The 19,019-nt window shown below is 34.5% G+C and carries 15 protein-coding genes; 1 reads left to right on the top strand and 14 read right to left on the bottom strand.

From position 1 onward, the window contains the following. Window positions 1–828: 828 nt before the first annotated feature. Together FFM71_RS06830 and FFM71_RS06825 are read right to left on the bottom strand one after the other, a co-directional pair. Window positions 829–1,026 carry a type II toxin-antitoxin system HicA family toxin gene (locus FFM71_RS06830; RefSeq protein ID WP_137611427.1) on the bottom strand — a complete coding sequence of 66 codons (198 nt, stop codon included), beginning with the start codon at window positions 1,024–1,026 and terminating at the stop codon, window positions 829–831. Between the two features lie 75 nt (window positions 1,027–1,101). After that, window positions 1,102–3,033 (bottom strand): Ig-like domain-containing protein, encoded by a 1,932-nt coding sequence (locus FFM71_RS06825; RefSeq protein ID WP_137611426.1) that lies wholly within the window; start codon window positions 3,031–3,033, stop codon window positions 1,102–1,104. A 1,238-nt stretch (window positions 3,034–4,271) separates the two neighbouring features. On the opposite strand from FFM71_RS06825, the gene FFM71_RS06820 reads away from it, so the two are divergent. Further along, on the top strand, window positions 4,272–7,265 hold the full coding sequence (locus tag FFM71_RS06820) for a beta strand repeat-containing protein (RefSeq protein ID WP_137611434.1): 2,994 nt from the start codon (window positions 4,272–4,274) through the stop codon (window positions 7,263–7,265). A 200-nt stretch (window positions 7,266–7,465) separates the two neighbouring features. Here FFM71_RS06820 and FFM71_RS06815 read toward each other — a convergent pair whose 3' ends face one another. From FFM71_RS06815 to FFM71_RS13785, 12 genes are all read right to left on the bottom strand, one after another. Then, window positions 7,466–8,449: an LCP family glycopolymer transferase gene (locus FFM71_RS06815; RefSeq protein ID WP_137611425.1), complete on the bottom strand. Its 984-nt coding sequence runs from the start codon at window positions 8,447–8,449 to the stop codon at window positions 7,466–7,468. A 178-nt stretch (window positions 8,450–8,627) separates the two neighbouring features. Then, window positions 8,628–10,043 (bottom strand): flippase, encoded by a 1,416-nt coding sequence (locus tag FFM71_RS06810; RefSeq protein WP_137611424.1) that lies wholly within the window; start codon window positions 10,041–10,043, stop codon window positions 8,628–8,630. 52 nt (window positions 10,044–10,095) lie between these two features. Continuing rightward, complete coding sequence (locus FFM71_RS06805; RefSeq protein ID WP_137611423.1) at window positions 10,096–11,211, bottom strand: glycosyltransferase; 1,116 nt, start codon at window positions 11,209–11,211, stop codon at window positions 10,096–10,098. Between the two features lie 14 nt (window positions 11,212–11,225). Further along, window positions 11,226–12,260 carry a hypothetical protein gene (locus FFM71_RS06800; RefSeq protein ID WP_137611422.1) on the bottom strand — a complete coding sequence of 345 codons (1,035 nt, stop codon included), beginning with the start codon at window positions 12,258–12,260 and terminating at the stop codon, window positions 11,226–11,228. Next, the gene (locus FFM71_RS06795; protein ID WP_171000497.1) at window positions 12,253–13,302 is read right to left on the bottom strand and encodes a glycosyltransferase; all 1,050 of its coding nucleotides are present in this window, start codon (window positions 13,300–13,302) and stop codon (window positions 12,253–12,255) included. The genes FFM71_RS06800 and FFM71_RS06795 overlap by 8 nt, the downstream gene beginning before the upstream one ends. A gap of 13 nt (window positions 13,303–13,315) precedes the next feature. Beyond that, window positions 13,316–13,969 (bottom strand): sugar transferase, encoded by a 654-nt coding sequence (locus FFM71_RS06790; RefSeq protein ID WP_223876495.1) that lies wholly within the window; start codon window positions 13,967–13,969, stop codon window positions 13,316–13,318. A 101-nt stretch (window positions 13,970–14,070) separates the two neighbouring features. Continuing rightward, complete coding sequence (locus FFM71_RS06785; RefSeq protein WP_137611419.1) at window positions 14,071–14,853, bottom strand: tyrosine-protein phosphatase; 783 nt, start codon at window positions 14,851–14,853, stop codon at window positions 14,071–14,073. Further along, window positions 14,850–15,608 carry a CpsD/CapB family tyrosine-protein kinase gene (locus FFM71_RS06780; protein WP_137611418.1) on the bottom strand — a complete coding sequence of 253 codons (759 nt, stop codon included), beginning with the start codon at window positions 15,606–15,608 and terminating at the stop codon, window positions 14,850–14,852. The genes FFM71_RS06785 and FFM71_RS06780 overlap by 4 nt, the downstream gene beginning before the upstream one ends. A 3-nt stretch (window positions 15,609–15,611) precedes the next feature. Next, the gene (locus FFM71_RS06775; RefSeq protein ID WP_137611417.1) at window positions 15,612–16,394 is read right to left on the bottom strand and encodes a YveK family protein; all 783 of its coding nucleotides are present in this window, start codon (window positions 16,392–16,394) and stop codon (window positions 15,612–15,614) included. 236 nt (window positions 16,395–16,630) lie between these two features. Beyond that, window positions 16,631–18,013, bottom strand: a complete 1,383-nt coding sequence (locus tag FFM71_RS06770) for a type I restriction-modification system subunit M/S (protein ID WP_223876494.1) — start codon at window positions 18,011–18,013, stop codon at window positions 16,631–16,633. Window positions 18,014–18,157: 144 nt separating this feature from the next. Next, a complete protein-coding gene (locus FFM71_RS06765) occupies window positions 18,158–18,433 on the bottom strand; it encodes a hypothetical protein (protein WP_137611415.1) in 276 nt (91 codons plus the stop codon). 433 nt (window positions 18,434–18,866) lie between these two features. Next, window positions 18,867–18,989 carry a hypothetical protein gene (locus FFM71_RS13785; protein ID WP_263390691.1) on the bottom strand — a complete coding sequence of 41 codons (123 nt, stop codon included), beginning with the start codon at window positions 18,987–18,989 and terminating at the stop codon, window positions 18,867–18,869. Window positions 18,990–19,019: the final 30 nt, after the last annotated feature.

Genomic DNA, 19,019 nt, shown 5'->3' with positions numbered 1-19,019 from the left:
GTAAACGACTAACTTGATCATCGGAAAGATTGATGTGTTGTTTAACAGGTCTGATATCTGATTTCATAAAATATATCCTTTTTTGAATTGATTATATCAGAATATAAAAGTGAGAGCTATGCTCCACTAGTTAATTGTTCATAAATTGAGTATAGAAAAGCTCAATTGTTTTATATCCAGCCCGTTTTAAATTTTAATTTGAAAAATATAATTGAAGCGAATATTTGTAATTAATTATCAACTAGCACCATGCGTATAGGATTATACATTTTTAAATGCAATCCTTGTTGCGATTTTTCGATAAATCCATTTTGCTTCAGAATTTTAATTAATTCTATAGGCTTTAACGGCATTCTAAATGTCCTCTCTCACATAGGCTATTATACACATTAATATGCATTTGTCGAAAAAGAAGATTCATCTACGTTCGACATTAAAAATTACGCAAAATAAATAAGACTACACCTTTGTGGAGTCTTATTTATTTTGCGTAATTTGTTTTTAGAACACCTGAAAGTTTAAAGGTGAAAAACGAATATAACCATTGTTGTTACAAATCTAGAGCTAATTTATTTAAATGATCAGAAGTCTTAGTTTTATTCCGCTATTAAAAAATAAACTAGTTGGAAGAGCTGATAGTATTCATTTGCAGCGAAAGTGGCGTTATTGCTTCAGCAATTACACCACCGGGCGTGTTGAAGACTCGCGGGGTTTTGCGAGGCTTCAACCGAGGCTCGAGACCGCCCTTTGGCTCGGGCCGTTCCGCGCAGCAATTGAATACTATCAGTTCTGGAAACGGCATACTTACCTAAAACACCTAATATCCGATTAATTCATCTTTATTCCAGCCTGTTTTAATATCTTGCTTTCAATCCCATGTTCAAGTTCTTTATCATGATGAATGGGGACTGGAAGTGTCACATTGGTTTTGGGATTATACATCTTCAGATGCGAACCATTCTGTGACTTTTTGACAAAACCGTTTTGACGCAATATCTTAATGATTTTTTGTGGTTTCATTGCCATTTTATCCCCCCCTCTCGTAGCTTCTATTGTACATGTTATTGATCTAAAGGTGAATTTTGTGGTTTATGACTTTTCTTAAACTGACTGGACTAATGACCATTCCAACTCAGTTGAATAGTTGCCCTTATTTACTTTGCCAGCGTCAATATATAATAACGGTCCTTCATTGGACCCCCATGAAATCGATTGTACTGTGTCACCATCAGCCGTTTTTTCAACTAAAGTGCCGTGCTCAGTTAAAATTTCAAAACTGCCGTCCTTTTTATAATATCTAATTTCTGAATTCAAAATCTCATTTCCAGACTTTAATGGTTCGTTTTGTATTAAATAGAGCTTAGACGGATTCTTTTCGGTCCTATTGTCAGACACATCTAATGCGTTACCAGCCATTTTTATTCGTCTCAACAATCTATTGTGACCGGTGGAATTAACAGTCTGGTATTGCCAATTATGAGCCGTTAATATTAGTAATTTATTAGCAAAATTCAATTTCAAGTCTGGTTGACCGTTAATTTGAATAATCGGATCTCCCTTACTATCTAATCCATAAAATTCAACATTTGACGTATAGGACAAGGCAGCACCGATATCCCCCATTGTTCCATCCACTACTAGCACATGATTCTTCACCTTCGAAAAATCTATATAGTTAATAATCAAAATGGAACCTTGAGAATCATCTGGATCATTTATTTCTCTAATATTATTGGTAGTTACACCATCTATTTGAACATCAGTTACACCAAAGGTTCGAGGAATTTTTAACCCAGCTACCCCACTCATCATCTCAGAATTAGGGTTAGCATCAGTGAAATTTACTTTGTAAGTTAAATTATCGTCTTTGGAAACTTCATTTAAAATCGTATTTTCATCATTATGATTATCACGAGTATTATTAAAAACAGTATTTGCAATCGTTAGATTCGGAACAATATTTCTTATAACTGTTAACGTCGCTTGATTAGTCATTATTGTCGAGACATTGTCACCACTTTTGATAGTCATAATAGCATAATATTTCGAACCGGTATCACTATATGCGGCCGTCTTAATATTGTATGACATATCATTGCCGTTATTATCAACAATCGTATCTTTTCCGCTAGTAGAAACCTTATGCCAGACTACTGTGGTTGGTTTCTGGTCGAAGTGACCCTGTATTTCAAAACTTGCATCTTCACCTTCGTTTACCACTTGAGAATCTAGCCCCCCACCAATCCGAATTGCAACCGTATCGCTCACAGTCTGTTCATTATTATTAGCAATCGTTCCGGTAATTTTGACGGTCCCCGAATTTCCACTATTATTGGCCGTCACCAGTCCAGTATTTTTGTTAACCGTTGCCAAATCTGTATTGTCACTAGACCAGGTAATATCGCCCGTAGAATCCGACGGTTCAGGTTCAGCTCTAGCAAAGGTCGTATCCTTTTGAGATTGATTGTTATACAAATAATTGCTGTCCGCGGTAACGGTCAATTTAGTAGCATCAATTGCATTCGGGAAAGCTGTTAGAAACGCCATTTTCGAATATACAATCGTATCAAGAAGTGTTGGAAATGCTAAATACCAATCGGTTTTCTGCTGATAATAAACAGTTCCCACCTTTGTTGGGGTAACTGTTAAATCACGATCAGTCACGTCCAGAGCAGACCATTTCACCCCATCATCAGATTTGTACCAAGTATAATGAGGCGATCCTGGCAGCAAACTCGCGAGAAATGACCGTCCAGAATTGGTGTAAAAAGTTTTAGATTTATTGACAGAAGTATATTGATTACTAGGCTGAAGGTTATAACCCGAAGTCAACCAGAAAAATAAAATAATGATTGGATCCGACGTCGGAGTGAACTGTGGTTTAACTGTAGCTTTACTGTCAGATCTATTTGAAACCGTCTGGGAATCGACTACCGTTTGTAAGTCCCCTCTTGATTCTGACCAACCGACGACTGATATAGCTAAAACAATTGCTAAATTGATTAGTATTAAAATTATTATTTTTCTCTTCAAGTTTACTTTCTTCCTTTGGTGTAAGGTTGCTTGGTTTTGAAATAGAATAATTTACAAACATCAGCTAAGAAATGTTTGATTGGATATATATACGCAGTGAATGTAGCACCAAGTTGCAAATCCTAGCAACAAAAAAAAGCAAATAATTTAAAGAATATTTTTTATTAAATATGCCGTCTCCAGAGCTGAGAGTATTAACCTGCTATGCGGACCGGCACGAGCCTGAGGGGCGGTCTCGTACCTCGGTTTGAAGCCTTACCAAAGACTGGTAAGTCTCCAAACTCGCCCGGTGGTGTAACGGCTGAAGCCGTAACGCCACATCCACAGCTGGTTAATACTCTCAGCTCTTCCGACTAATTTGCTGTTTGAAAAAAAATGATTCAATGATTACTTTAGATATGCTACGGAATTACAAATTTTGCTGTTACATCAATGTTTATATAATTGATACTTAGAAACTGGAGGTTAATTATGGCTTCGTAATCAAACAAAATAGAGTTATTTTACACCTAATTACTTGGTTATTTAAGTGTGATACAACTCATTTTTTATTTAATTTACTAAAGGTTGAAAGGTGAAAAAGTGATATAAATATTGCTGTGACAGTCCTAAATTCAATTTATTTACCAATTTATTTAAATATCAAAAGATCACAATTGGACAGTCCTGTTATAAAAAAACTAGTTGGAAGAGCTGAAAGTATTCATTTGCCGCGAAAGTGGCGTTAAGACTTTAGTCCTTACACCACCGGGTGTGTTTGGAGAATTGACGAACTTTGTAAAGCCTTCAAACCGAGATTCGAGACCGTACTTTGGCTCGGGCCGTTCCGCGCAGCAATTGAATACTCTCATCTCTGGAAACGGCATACTTACCTAAACTTTCATCCTTTAGTTTATTAACAAACATATATACCAAAAATATCAGAACTGTTATGTGAAATTACATAAGACAAAGAGACACTGTAATCCCCAAATCGGATTACAGTGTCTCTTTATCTTAATGCTCGAAAGTTGGCATATTTTATCTCACTATTTATTTTTTGATAATCTGAATTTTTGCCGAGCTACAAATAAAAATCATTAACTGAATATTTTTTATAAAAAATATCATATTTTGTAAACGTATCTTTCTAATATAGTGTTCTGGCATAAAATATTAATGCTATTATTGCGTTATTAACAGGATTATGATTATTCCCATGAAAATATCATATATCCGAGGGATGGGAAGTAATATTAATGAGGAAAACAAACAAGAGTGTAGATTACTCAAAAAATAATCCGAAACCCTTTAAAACAGAAAAATTATGGTTAGCTGTTCCTCTGGCAACGGCCTCGATTTTAGCAGGCTTAACTGTCACTACACCAGTTAACGCTGCAACTACTAATACGGCGGAACCCAGTGTAACTGAGCAAGATAGCACAACGGCAATAACCGAATCCAAAACTGGGACAACAAATGACTCTGAACCTATAAATGATGCGATTGACCCAAATACTTCAACTGAAAATGACAGTGACACTAGTTCTAAAGATGTTGTCGCTCCAGAAGGTGACTCGGAAACTGAATCTGTTGATAATTCCAAAAACAGTACTGGTAACACATTAAATTCTAACAATAATACTGGTTCTGAAAGTGACACTACAGCACAGCCTTTTCTTTTACCTGCAAGCAATAGTACTGTCACATCAACTAGTAGTGATGCTGTAACTCAAAATAGTTCCAATGCTGATTCCACAACCCCAGTATCTGGAGTTACTACCAATCAAGAAGCTATCACCAATAGCGATGCTCCAACTGCTAAGGCAATTGATCAGGTTCCTACCCTATCAAACTTTTATGTTGGTGTAAACGGTAGTTATGTTCCCTATAATTCAATGGCCATGGTTAAAGTACTACCTTACAGTTCCGAACTTTGGTCCAATGAGATTGGCAACAATTTGTTTGGATTCTATATAGTTTTGCCATCTTCTGTCGATTCGACCCTTGATTGGATGCAAACCGGTGCCAATAATTATGTCACAGCGCTGAATGCGCAAGGATTTATCCATATTAATACTTTGACCGTCTCCGAATTAGCTAATACTGCTACTGGCCGTCAAGTCTATTATTTTCGACCAGATGATGCCTCCAGTATTTTAGGATCCAATCCTCAAAAGGGATTTTCAAGTCAATTAAAAATGTCCGTTTTAATTCATACTACGAATGATTCCAGCATTAAAAACGTGACCATAAATGCCAAGGATGATAACGGTAATGACACCTTCGGTACCAGCAATTTGCCAACCAATGATGTGCTATATGCTGGTGTTGGTGATACAACCGAATATCCACATGGAAGTTTATACGAATCCATGCCTTCAACCACTTTTGGAACTGACTGGCCTGATGCAAATGTTGTTGGCATTGCCTCTAATAATGGTGCCAAGCAGCTTTCCTTTATCGACACAAAAGTAACTGATAACTACTACGTGAGATACACCACTGCAGGATCTACCACTTTATCAGGATTATTATATAATGCTACATCTGCTATATCCCCAGGAACATCTTATGACCCCAGTACCTATGAGCAGGGCTTTTTAAAAACTTTAACAAATAATAAAAAAAGTTGGTGGCTACCCTCCTTTCGTTATGTAGGAACTTTTCCAAATATAAGCACATTGACTTATAATGCTGCTACACAAACTCTACCAACAACTGTTACCGCTGAGCCAATGTCATTGGATTTAAATAGCACCGCCGCAACCGGTAATAATTACGCCTTTATAGTCGCCAAAATTGCTACTGCCTTAGATACCAATGACTCAACAATTGATGAAGGTACTGCTTGGACCCCGGATGACAATATTACCTTCACTATGCCCAGTGCTGGTGAATCCTCAACCATCAGCCATGAGAAAATCAGTGATATGACACCTGAAAATTCAGTGAAAAATGAGAATGGCAGTACAACTTACACATACACTGACAGTGATGGTACTATGACAGTTATCTCAAATGTTGATACCTCCACTCCAGGTACCTATACGGTTCAATACTCATATACTGATAATCAAGGCAATGTTACGACGCCTGCAACCGCTTCAACGATAACAGTAACTGCTGACGATAGTGTCTTAAAAACCATTGATCCTGAAAATATTATCACTTCCAGTGACGGTATTTGGACTTATGCTCAGGGTATTACCGAATTAAAAGATAAAAACGGTAACGATATCACTCCAGCCACTGCTCTAGCCGATACTACTGATCCATTAACAGTTACAATCAAAGATGCCTCAGGCAATACTTTAACCAATGCTGACGGTTCGAACGCTACGTCAATTGATACCTCAAAACCTGGAACTTATACAATTGACTATACTTATGGAAAATTAACCAAATCCACTACTCTGACCATTGACGACAGTATCCTAACGACGACCGATAAAACTATCACTGCTGGTACAACTTGGAACCCTGCCGATAATATCACTACTTTAACTGGTAGTGATGGTAATCCAGTCGATGCTGCCACAGCTTTGAAAAATAGTACTTTAACCGCCACGATACCTAGTACTGATGGAACAACCACTGTCAATGCCGATACAATAAATCCTGCTCAATCTGGAAAATATACAATCACTTATACTTATTTGGATTCGGTTGGTAAAACACTTACCAAGACCGCTGTTTTAACTATCAATGCTAAAACATCCGGTAGCGGTTCAAATTCCGGCTCAGATAGTAGTAATAACTCTGGTTCTGGAAACACTACCGACCCAGATAACGGTTCAGATTCCGGTTCTGGTAATAATACAGATACTGGTAACTCTGGTTCTAGCAACAATACTGGTAATGGTAACTCAAATTCTGGCAGCAATACTAGTACCAATAATAGTTCAAGTTCCAATTCTAGTTCTGGTGATAACACTGCCTCTAATGACACTTCAGTTAATAATACTGACACAAGTTCCAATATTGTCACTGAACCTAACAATGGCGGTAACTTAATCACTGGGGCTAAAACCAACTCTTCTGGTAATCTTAATATTGCAACTGACCCCAATAATTTGATTTCAAATTCTACCAACGTTGCTAAAGATACCAATTCACAAGAAACTCAAGCTAACAGCGGAACACTTCCTCAAACCAGTGAGAAATCAGCATCCTTATTCACGCAATTGGGATTATTCTTACTTACTATTACTGGTATTCTTGGATTCAGACGTAAAAAATCACAGAAGTAAATAAAAAACGGCAACTCCAAATAATTAGAGATTGCCGTTTTTTTATACGCTCAATTTATTTTTAAGCGCCTCAGTTATGGTCCAATTTGCCGTCCGATTTTTTCGCTAAATTTTCTATAGTTATACATCAACAAATTTCAGGACAAAAAAATAGCGCTTCGCAAATTACGAATACGCTATTAAATAAATTTCAAGATTAATTATTGAGCAGCTGGAACATATTCAATGTTACCAGTCTTAGCCTTACCTAATCCCAAACTATTACGTAGAACGTTAGTTTCACGTTGTAGCTCGTTATTAGTTACGACTAGCATCTTTTCACCATTAACAGTAGTTTCGGTACCGTCTAAGTGGTCTTGGTTGACATCCTTTGTAGCACCACGGTAATCAGCACCGATAGTCTTCAAATTATCAAATGAAAGATCAGTTAGAACTTGGTCAGTTAATGAATCAATAAAGTCTTGGTTCAATAATGTTGAAATTGAGCCTGACTTAGAAAAGATAGCTGTCAATACTTGGCGTTGACGAATTTGACGACTGTAGTCACCAAATTTACCACTCATACCAGCGTATGCCAAAGCTTGGGCACCGTTCATGTGAGTTGAAACGTCTTTAGTAAAGTTGTAGCCACCATAGCTGAATGTCCACTTAGGTGTAACGTCAACTCCACCGACTTCGTTAACAACTTTGTTCAAGCCATCAACATTTAGAAGCAAGTAGAAATCGATAGGAACATTTAGCATATCTTGAACAGTCTTAACACTTGCGCCTGCTTGTCCCAATTCATAAGCGTGTTTTAGTGCAACCGGTGATTGACTCTTGTATCCAGAGATATTATTTACAGCAGTTTCCCCGGAAATACTATCAACAGTAGTCTTGTTAGTCTCAGGATTGATAGTAACAACCATCATACTGTTTGTGTGACCCGAATAATCTCTACTTAATTTTGAAGAACCTGAATTAGTCCCCATAACCAAGATTGAGATAGGCTTCTTAGCCTTTAATTTGGCAGCAACATCAGTTGTATTAACACCTGATGATTGGAATGAGCTGTCGACAGATCCCTTAACACTGCGGTATTTTGACATACCTAATGCAGCACCACCGAAAACTAGTAAAAGAGCGAACGCAATTAAGAAAGCTCTTAAGTTACGACGCTTGTTGCTCTTACGTTTGTTGTGCATATGTTTTCCCCCTACTTAATTCAAAAAATATATTTAGTTACTAAATACATCCTTTGATAATGAATTTTAGTTCATGTCTTCATTATACTTTTTTATTACGGAATTTATACCGCTTATGAAGAGATTAATATATATTTTTTTATCCGCCTCCTTTGATTAGCCCTAATTTTAAATAAATTTAATGTTTTAATATTTTTTTTGCTTCATCAATAATTTCTGTTTTAAACAGAACAAGCAAAAACATATATACAATAATGCCAACGATTATTTCTAAAATAATACTCATCCATGAATTATTTAAATTTCTATCACATGAATATATAATGAGAAACATAATAAAACCTGCAGAGAAATATTTTAAACTACCTTTAAACAACTTTTTATAATTGATTTGTGATTTCAACGTCCATAATTGGTATCCGGTTACTATAAACTCAGAAATGACGGTCGAAATAGCAGCCCCCTTGGCATTCCAAAGAATGATTAAGGGAATATCAAAGACTAAATTAAACACGGTTCCTAAAATAACTGATTGTGTATAATATTTTGTCTGATTAGTTGGTAATAAATACTGAGTTCCTAGTGCGTTATTCCAAGCTATTAATAAAATTACAATGGATTCAATCATCATAATTGGAATGACATCGATAAATTTCTTTGTGAAAAATAATATAACAAATTTTGAAGACACTGCCATTAGTCCAAACATCATTGGTATAGATAATGCAGAAACAAATGAAAAACTTTCATATAAGTATTTTTTTGTTTTACCATTATCACCTTTAGCAAACGCGTTAGCAACATGAGGCATCATAACTGTTCCGGTTGCTGTTACAATGGCCAGAATCATTTTAATTATTTTATCAGATTGATCAAAATAACCTGAAACCTGAACATTAACCATTGATCCTAGAAGTGTTTTATTTATGAGTACATAAATTTGCGTTGAAACCTGTGGAACAAACAGTAAAACTGAAGGCATCAAATGTTTCCAAATAGTAAAATCATTCCAGTTTGGACGGCCAATATACCTTTTTAGGCTAGGTAATAAAGTTAAATTACCTATCACTAAAGAAAAAGAAATAATTAATATATAGATAAGCAAATTGGAAGAAGATTTAACAAATGTAAAAATAAGTATCAATGAAATTATTTTCACTATAATATTTCTTAAGACCGTGACTGCAAAATTCTCTATTCCCATAAAAAACCAGGCAACATCAAACATTGCAGCGATTATCGAAATGGCCTGGGCCCAATAGAACAATCTATATTCATGATTAAATAGCATAAATATTCCAAAACAAAAAAAGGAAATACCAAAAATTATAATTCTAAAAATTGTTATTTCATAAAAGACTTTAGTAAGTTTTTCTCTGTTATCTCTAACGAATGCTACTTGCCTACTCCCATACAAATTAGTTCCCAACCCACCTAAAAGAATAAATAATTGAATAATGGAATTAGTATATGAATTTATTCCCACACCGACTGGTCCAAGAATTCTTGATAAATAAGGAATAGTTACAAATGGTACCAACAATATAAAAACCTGATAAAAGGCGTTATATAAATAATTCTTAATAACTTTCATGAAAGTCTCTCCAAATCTACTTCAGGACATATGATAAATAGATATATTTAATCTACAGGTTTTTATAAGATGTTAATATTGTTTTTTCCATTTCAATCCAGCTAAATTTATTTTTGTATAAAGCTTGGTTTCTTTTTTTGAAATCAACCAAATTTGCTTTATCGATTGAATCTAAAAATAATTCAAAAGACCTTTTAGAATAATCCACTACATAGCCAACATCATACTTTTTTACAAATGAATCTATTCCTGTGCCATTTGAAACAACAATTGGTTTCCCTAAGAATAATGCTTCATAAAACTTATTAGGTGCCGAATATTTATGATTTTTTACACTAGGATTGTACATAGCAATCATAATGTCAGATATATTGGAAATTGCTAATCCATCATCATAAGAAACTTTCCCATAGAATTTTATATTACTCGAACTATTTTTGATTTTATTAACCAAGTTTTCAGATCCGAATCCGGCTATATGAAAAAAAACATCATTTCTCTCTTTAGAAATATCTATTAATTCATCAAGAAACCGGTCAGGAACCAGCGCACCTACAAAAGATATATTTATCTTATTAGGTACATACATCTTTAAATATTTTTTTATATTTCTACTAGAGCTGTAATTTGGTGTGTTATATATGATATCTAGTTTATTAGGCTTTGCATCTTTAATTTGACTTTTTCTATAATCAATTGGAATCACAGTTAGATCACTTTTGCTTATAACCATGTCCTCTAATTTTTTCACATTTTTCTTCAGTACATTGGGAACAGGAAAAGCATCCACATAATAATCATAGATATCATAAATTATTTTCTTATGAAATAATTTGGCGAAAAAAATAGAAACTAAACCAGTATCTAAATTAACCGAATGTATAATATCAATTTTCTTATTAAATTTAATTAATTTAAACAGCAATTTAATATTAAATTTAATAAGTGGAATCAAATTCTTCAAACCACTACCAAATGAACTTTTAATGCCTATTTCATATACTTTTATTCCAATAGGCATATCATAAGTATAATCTGCATTTTTATCACGGTCCCACCCTATGCCGTAAACATTATAATTTCCCTTTAATAAAGTAATCATTTGTTTCTCCGCTCTTGGATCGGGATTAAATGGATTACTGGCCACAAAAAAAACGCTTTTTTCCAAAAATAATTCTCCTATTAATTATTATCATTTTTAGTTGTAAGATAATCATCGTTATTTATCATAAGTAAAATAACTGGAACTAATATTATTTGATGTCTTAGCATTGATCCCACATCAGGTTCAAAAAATGCCTGTATTGTAAGCATTGAAATTATAAAAAAAAGCTTATAATCCAATACATCCCTACTATTTCTAACAAAGCCAATACATAAATAAACAATCGTCCAAATCCAAATATAATAAATTATTTCATTTGCTGAATTTATCCCATCGATGGGAACAAATATATTAATCAAACCATACATAAAGTTCAAAAAATCTGTAAAAACAGACGAATTGATAAACGGATTATTAATCATTGTATTAGCGTAAAAATTCATATCTCTCGTACTATTAACACTGTATCTAGCATCGGATAGAAATCCACCCGTTATCAAACTATAAGAAAACTCCATTCCAAAAATAGACACAAAATATAAGATTATTTTTTCAATCTTTTTTAAATGGGATGAATTAAATATAATAAAAAATAATATAGAACAAAAATATATTAATATCCAATAGGTTCGAAAGAACACTCCGTATAGCAATATGAATATTCCTAAGCCTTTATTTAACCTTTTCAAGGGTGAAACTAATAGAACAACATCTAACATGATAAAGACAACTAGCTCTTTTGAAAATTGTGCTGAATAAGCTCCGTAAAACAGTGTGAACATTGTTAGCAACAATAAATTTCCAATCTTTAAAAAGTCAATTCTATATTTAAAAATTAGTATTAAAATAAGTATCGCAAAAATAATCCAAGCAAAAAATGCTTCAACTTCATATGACGTATTGGCATTAAATTTAAACAATAAAAATAGTTTTGCAGTACTGACATAATTTTTGTCACTATTTAAATTAATATTATTCATATAACTTCGAATAGTTTGATTATCATTAAAAAAATAATTTGGAAATATGCTTCTACTTAATAAAAAATAGATCAAAGATAAGCTTAGAAAAAAAGTACCAAAAGTGACAACAATTAAGTTTTTTTTAGTCATAATTGCCTCTTTCGTAAATTCCTATATAATCATCAATCATTTTTTCTTTAGAAAATTTTTCTTCTACTTTCTTTTTCGATAATGTTCCCAGAGAAATATTTTTGGAACGAAAGTTTTCTAGAAATTGTTGTTTATTCTTAAAAAGATATCCATCAATATTATTTGTAATCGCATCATTATTTCCAGGAACATCCGTAACGAAACATATCTTTTCTAAGTACATAGCTTCAAGTAGAGAGATAGGAAGCCCCTCCCATTTTGAAGTTAATATAAAATATTTAGGCTTTTGTATTTTTGACAGTAATTCTTCTCTTGGCATCCAACCTGTTATTTTTATATTGTCTGACGATAATTGACTTCTCTTATCACCATCACCAAACCATATAAAATTTACATTAGGCATTGATTTTGCAATCTCATTAAAAAGAGCAGGATTTTTTTGTTCGTCTATTCTACCAACGGTAAATATTGAATTATCTGTATTACTATTATCTGTGAAATATTCATTTAATTTTTCAGTATCAATGGAATTACTAATAAATCCTGAATATTTAGTAACTTTTAAACTCTCTAAATATTCACTTTTACTACAAGCTATGGTTTGAACTTTTCTAAACCCCAAAGCCTTTTCAATATAGAAATAAAAATGAGACTTTAAATTATTATCCCGATTATTCAAAAACGCATACCCATGTGGTGTGTAAAAAACTTTTTGATTACTTTTATAAAATAACAATCTACCAATTGCTCCAGCCTTGGATGAATGTAAATGAATAATATCTGGATTTATTTTCTTTAGAAGTTTTGATATTTCTATAAATGATTTTAAGTCTGCCAATGGATTAAGATTTCTTGTAAAACTTTTAATTTCAATTAATTTTACATTTTCAGGAAAATAATTTGTAACATTTTCCGGTGTTTGTTGCCTTCGTCCATATAAGATAGTTATATCATAACGATTGGATAGTCCGGATGTTAAATCAGAAAGATAAGAGAATACTCCTCCACCAAATGATTCCACTATATGTACAATTTTTTTCATATTATTACCTTTATTAATAGGCCCCATTAGGAAACAGAAAGACACCAATCGTTCTAAACAAAATATAAATATCATATCCTGCCGTTCGATGATTGATATAATCCAGATCCAATCGAACCATTTCCTCAAATCCAACGTCATTGCGACCGCTTATCTGCCAGAGACCGGTACATCCGGGTTTGACTGTTAGGCGTTGTTTGTCGTAACTTGAATATTTTTTAACTTCTTTTGGCAAAGGTGGACGTGGTCCAACTAAGCTCATCTCGCCTGTTAACACATTTACCAATTGTGGTAATTCATCGATACTATACTTTCTGATGAATTTGCCGACTTTAGTTACTCTGGGATCATTTTTCATCTTAAACATAGCGCCTTTGATTTCGTTCTTATCCAAAAGCGTCTGTTTTAGCTTTTCAGCATCCACTACCATCGATCGAAACTTATACATTTCGAACGGTTCTTGGTGTTTTCCTAATCGTGTTTGCGAATAAAATACTGGTCCCTTGGGATCTTCAGCTTTAATAGCAATAGCAACCATCAAAAACAATGGTGATAGTAATATCAAACCGATAAAGCTTGCAACAAAATCAAAGACTCGTTTTATGCTTCGGTAAATATGCCGACTCTGTTGATATTTTGCGTCAACTTGTCCTTCCCAATACTCCAAATTTATTTCCCCCTAAGAAAACATATAAACATTTATAAATTAATCATCAAAACAGAAGTCACTTTTAATACTTTAAAAGTGCTTCCGCTTTCATTTAATCCCTAAAATAATCCAAAGAATCTTTTCTTCTTAACATCTGAAATATGTTGGATAACACCAACTTCAACGTCGTCCCCATTCAAGATATTCTTGGCATTTTGATTAAATCTTTCTGCTGTCTCAACGCCTTCTTGCTCGGCCAATTTGATAAAAGCCTCTTTCATCATGAATCGACGTCCTTCAAAGTTATGTGCATCCGATGCAAAGACAAAGCCTAAGTTTGCCTTCACAATTTTTTCAGTTAAAGCCTGAACTTCTTTTCCGAATACACCCATGTAACTGCTACTTGTCAATTGAGTTAAGCATCCCATTTCGACACAATCAAACAGTTTATCGGGATCTTTTTGAAATCCCAGATTACGTTCTGGATGTGCCAATACTGGTGTGATACCTCGTGTTGTCAACTCAAACAGCATATTTTCAGTATATTCTGGCACTTCATTATGTGGTAACTCCAGCAATAAATAATGGTTGCCAGAGTCCATAAACAAAATATCATCACTAAAAATTCCTTTGAGCAATTCACCCGTTAGATGAACTTCTTGACCAGGAAAAACATTCAGTGGAATACCATTGTCTAACAAATCTTGCTGAAAAATCTTCGTACGATTAACAACTTCTTGTTTATGATTCGAATAGTGACTATCCATGTGATGTGGTGTCAACAAGATGTGACTGATGCCTTGATCAACGGCCACTTGAGCCATTTTCAAAGCCATATCTAAATCCTTGGCACCGTCATCGACTCCTGGCAAAATATGACAATGCAAGTCGATCAATTTCATTTTTTATCATCAGCTCCATAATAACCGCCGTAGTAACCACCATAATAACTGCCACCGTAATAGCCGCCGGATTTCTGTTCCGTTACTCGGTTCATAATGGCTCCTAAAATATTAGCCTTTACCGTCTGCAAAGCTTCCTTAGCATGCATTACACCAGCTTTATCGGCGATGCCTTGAGGAACAACCAAGATAGTTCCATCAACTTGAGCTGCCAAAACTTGTGCGTCAGTAACAGTATTAACTGGTGGCGCATCGAGAATCAATAAATCAAATTTATCAACTAACCGTATTAACAAGTCTCTGGTTCTTGCACTACCAAGCAATTCAGCTGGATTAGGTGGCACTGGTCCACTGGTAATAACGAACAATCCATCCACAACAGTTGGTTGAATAATTTCATCCAAGGTTGCGTTACCTAATAGATAACTTGATAATCCACGTCGATTACTGACACCAAAAGTTTTGTGAACAGTTGGGCGACGTAAATCAGCATCCATCAAAATAACTTTTGAGCCTTGATCAGCCCATGTTACGGCAACATTATTACTGATAGTTGACTTACCTTCAGATGGAGCAGACGATGTGAACAACAAAGATTTCAATTTCTTATCAACTGATGAAAATTGAATATTTGTGCGAATCGTCTTGAATTGTTCGGAAATCATCCCTTTAGGATCAGTGTACGTTACGAGACCGATTCCATACTTCAAACTAGTATTATCAAGTTTGTGTTTCTTGCGATTAAACCAGGACATAATCTACACCCTCTTTTGACTAGGCTGTGCAGCTAAGCCGGTATTATTTGAACCATAAATCTCTTGTTTAGAATAAATTCGTTTCTTAACTTCAGCTTGATCAATTTCGTTCACAATTCCTAGACTCGTTAGGCCTAGTTCATGTGTCAAGAAATCCTCAGATGTGACCGTCGTATCCGTAATTTCTCTAATGAAAGCAAAACCGACACCCAACAATAATCCGACCACAATTCCAGCCAATAAATTCAATGTTTTTCTTGGACTGACTGGATGTTTTTCGATTGATGCTGGTGAAACGATTGAAACGTTATCGATACTCATGATTTTACCGACTTTTTTCTTAAAAGTCTTGGCAGTCAAATTAGCAACCTCAGCTGATGTATAAGGGTCCGTTGACTTAACTGTAACTGAGAAAACTTGTGAGTTCTGTTGACTGCTTACAGAAATTTCTTTTTTCAAAGCGTCCATTGATCCCGGATAACCAGGATAATTTTTCACTTTTTGGTCCACGCTCTTTAAAACAGTGGGACTAGTAATAATATCTTTATAAGTATTGATCATCTGCACATCAGCTTGCGTTTGTTGCAACTGTGCAGCCTGCATTTCTGAAGAAAGCTTCCTATTAACTAGTAATTGTGTTGTTGATTGATATTTTGGTGCCATGACGAAAAATGTCACAAATGCCACTGCTAATGTAACGACAAATGTAGTCCCCAAAATCATTCTTATGTGTTTACGAAGTATGGCAATAATTTGCATCATGCTTATTGTTTGTTCTGACCCCAATGAAATCCTCCGATATAACTAATCTTATATAACTTAAATCTTATCACATTGTTTTCCTAAATAAATGATATTATAGAATCTATTTTTATAATTATTAGGTAATTATTAGGTCTACTGTTTTGCCGCCTACGGTTGTCAGAAATATAGTCTGCTGTGAGGACCGGTTCGAGACCGCTTCCCAGGCTCGGGCCGTTCCGCGCAGCAATTGAATACTCTCAGCTCTGGAAACGGCATACTTATAGTAGTTCAATAGCCCCAGTAATATTCATCTCATCATATAATTTCTTACCAATTTCTTGACGTTCCAGCTCAAGCTTATTCATGGCCTTATTGATTTCATCATTTTTTTCCATGAAATCACTGGCCATTTTTCTTTGAGCATTGATACATAATACTGGTACTGGTAATTTTTCCAAATCTCTAATTGGTATTTGTGTAATGGTGCTTCCGACCGATGACTTACCCAGTAAAATTTGGACTAGTGGACTATTTAAGTACAAGCGTAACCACAATGGATCATATTTATCATTTTTGAGTCTTAGTCGCACTAAATTAGAATTAATAGCTACGTTATAAACCGTTTCATCAATCCACTTAATTTTATTAATATTACCGCGGATCGCCATAATAATGTCGTTCTTTTGAACCAGATAACGATTAACATCTGCATTACCACTCAAGTTGAAATACGTTAAATCATGATAATTAATTTTATCTTTAATATCAGTAATTTTAATAATTTGATACATACCATCCGTTGTTTCATCCTTGGCGGTCAAATTGAAACCTCGAGTAATATCAACGACTTCACTCAATGGCACCTTTTTCATATCTTTCAAATTCTCACTGTGAAATTGGACGTCACGACCGTTTACTCGATACAAGGTCGAATAAACATAACGTTTGACTTGTAATTGGGTATCCTTGATATGGTCATTGGAAACAATTTTTGAAATTCCTTCGACGTCTTTTTTGTCGTGATACCACTTAGTGATTTGCTCAATTTCTTCATCAGTAAATTCAATTGATCGTAGTGATTTTGTTGATAACATTTCACGGTCAATATTAATAAACTGAATCTTGCCACGCATTTTCTCCGGCTTATTCATCGTTAAAATAATTATGGAAACGGAAATTGCAGCATCCTCAACAGCTCCAACGGGTAAAGAAATAATCGATTCAATCAGGTCATAGTCGACCATCTTTTGACGAATATTGCTGTCCATTCCACCTCGAAACAGTGCTCCATCTCGAACCACAACTACAGCCTTACTGCCTAAATTATGGTTCAATGCGGCAATTGCGTTGCTGACGAAAGCCCAGTCTCCCGATTTGCGGGAAGGTATTCCGAATGGAAAACGATTATATTTATCATCTAAAACATTGTCGGTATATTCCAACTTCTGACCAATCGGTGGCATGGTGATAACTTTGTCAAATTGCTCCAGTTTACCATCTTGGACATACATTGGTTCATCCAAAACTTCACCAGTATAAAGTTTAGTGTGAGTTGCTCCTAAGCCAAGTGCAGCGATATATCCCATAGCGACAAACCGTTCATCAATGAATTCGGCAGTGATTTTTTGTTCCTTATTATTCAGCAGAATTTTAAAAATCAATTCACTGAATCCAAATGTTGGATCTAATATCTTGTCGCAGCTTTTTATATCAGCAAGTGAGACTAATAAGTTTTCAAAGCTAAACTTAGAATTCAGCGGATTATTTCGAAATTGATTTCTAACTCGGCTTCCCATTCCCATCAATTACAAAATTGGAATATCAATCATTTCGGAAAACAACTCATTGCGTTGTGTTGTCGTCAATTTTTGGTCAGCTGCAATCGCACCTTTGAACAATAGTGCAAATTCATTCTTATATTCAGGTACATCTACCGTTTCCAATTCAGCTTGGAAACTATTGCCATTTAAAATCCAATTGCGGTCAATTTTAGAAGTCAATCGTAAATATACAAACGAAAAAATTAACGATTGAGCATCCTCAGTCGATAATATAGATCTAATGTTTTTGGGCACTTCCATATACTTACAATCCCCTTGTAGAGTTTAATTTTTAAGTTAGTAGAGCTAATACTGTTTTATCGCCTTAATAAATATATACTCTTGTAGACAGTCTGTAAATGAAAAAAAAGGTTTTGGATATTATTTTTTTTAAGCGTCAATTTATGACTACTCAGATATCCATATACTTAAAAATTTCCGTAATATCGCAATGATATTCTCCACAGCAAAAAAAAAATAAGACTCCTATTGTGGGGAGTCTCGAAGTTTGTTGGAATGATTTTTTATCTCCCGGTTATCTCCCGGTTAACCATTTAACGTCCGATTGTATAAAACGTATCTTGTTGATGGGCCAGATCCCACCTTCTTTAACATTTGATTATCTACCATATCCTTTAGCTCAACACTTTGGTTCCAAGCTCATCACTTTACCCTTTAGTTCAACACCTGAAACCTAGTAAATTTTCCGATCAAATCCTTTTAATTCTTCCATCATAGCTGGACGATTGGCATACTTAGTCTTCCACCCTGAAATGATTTTGACGGCAGACTCATATCCATTATCTAAAGTAGCCATATGATTCAAAGTCCTTACAATTTTACGGTA

The organism is Companilactobacillus huachuanensis, assembly GCF_005404815.1.
GTDB classification, from domain to species: Bacteria; Bacillota; Bacilli; order Lactobacillales; family Lactobacillaceae; genus Companilactobacillus; species Companilactobacillus huachuanensis.
This window is presented reverse-complemented; position numbering and strand designations above follow the sequence as displayed.

Coding starts and splice junctions, on each gene's coding strand:
- FFM71_RS06800 (WP_137611422.1), bottom strand. CDS start 12,260: ATGACTAAAAAAAACTTAATTGTTGTCACTTTTGGTACTTTTTTTCTA.
- FFM71_RS06815 (WP_137611425.1), bottom strand. CDS start 8,449: ATGCACAACAAACGTAAGAGCAACAAGCGTCGTAACTTAAGAGCTTTC.
- FFM71_RS06765 (WP_137611415.1), bottom strand. CDS start 18,433: ATGGAAGTGCCCAAAAACATTAGATCTATATTATCGACTGAGGATGCT.
- FFM71_RS06810 (WP_137611424.1), bottom strand. CDS start 10,043: ATGAAAGTTATTAAGAATTATTTATATAACGCCTTTTATCAGGTTTTT.
- FFM71_RS06830 (WP_137611427.1), bottom strand. CDS start 1,026: ATGGCAATGAAACCACAAAAAATCATTAAGATATTGCGTCAAAACGGT.
- FFM71_RS06780 (WP_137611418.1), bottom strand. CDS start 15,608: ATGTCCTGGTTTAATCGCAAGAAACACAAACTTGATAATACTAGTTTG.
- FFM71_RS06785 (WP_137611419.1), bottom strand. CDS start 14,853: ATGAAATTGATCGACTTGCATTGTCATATTTTGCCAGGAGTCGATGAC.
- FFM71_RS13785 (WP_263390691.1), bottom strand. CDS start 18,989: ATGGCTACTTTAGATAATGGATATGAGTCTGCCGTCAAAATCATTTCA.
- FFM71_RS06820 (WP_137611434.1), top strand. CDS start 4,272: ATGAGGAAAACAAACAAGAGTGTAGATTACTCAAAAAATAATCCGAAA.
- FFM71_RS06795 (WP_171000497.1), bottom strand. CDS start 13,302: ATGAAAAAAATTGTACATATAGTGGAATCATTTGGTGGAGGAGTATTC.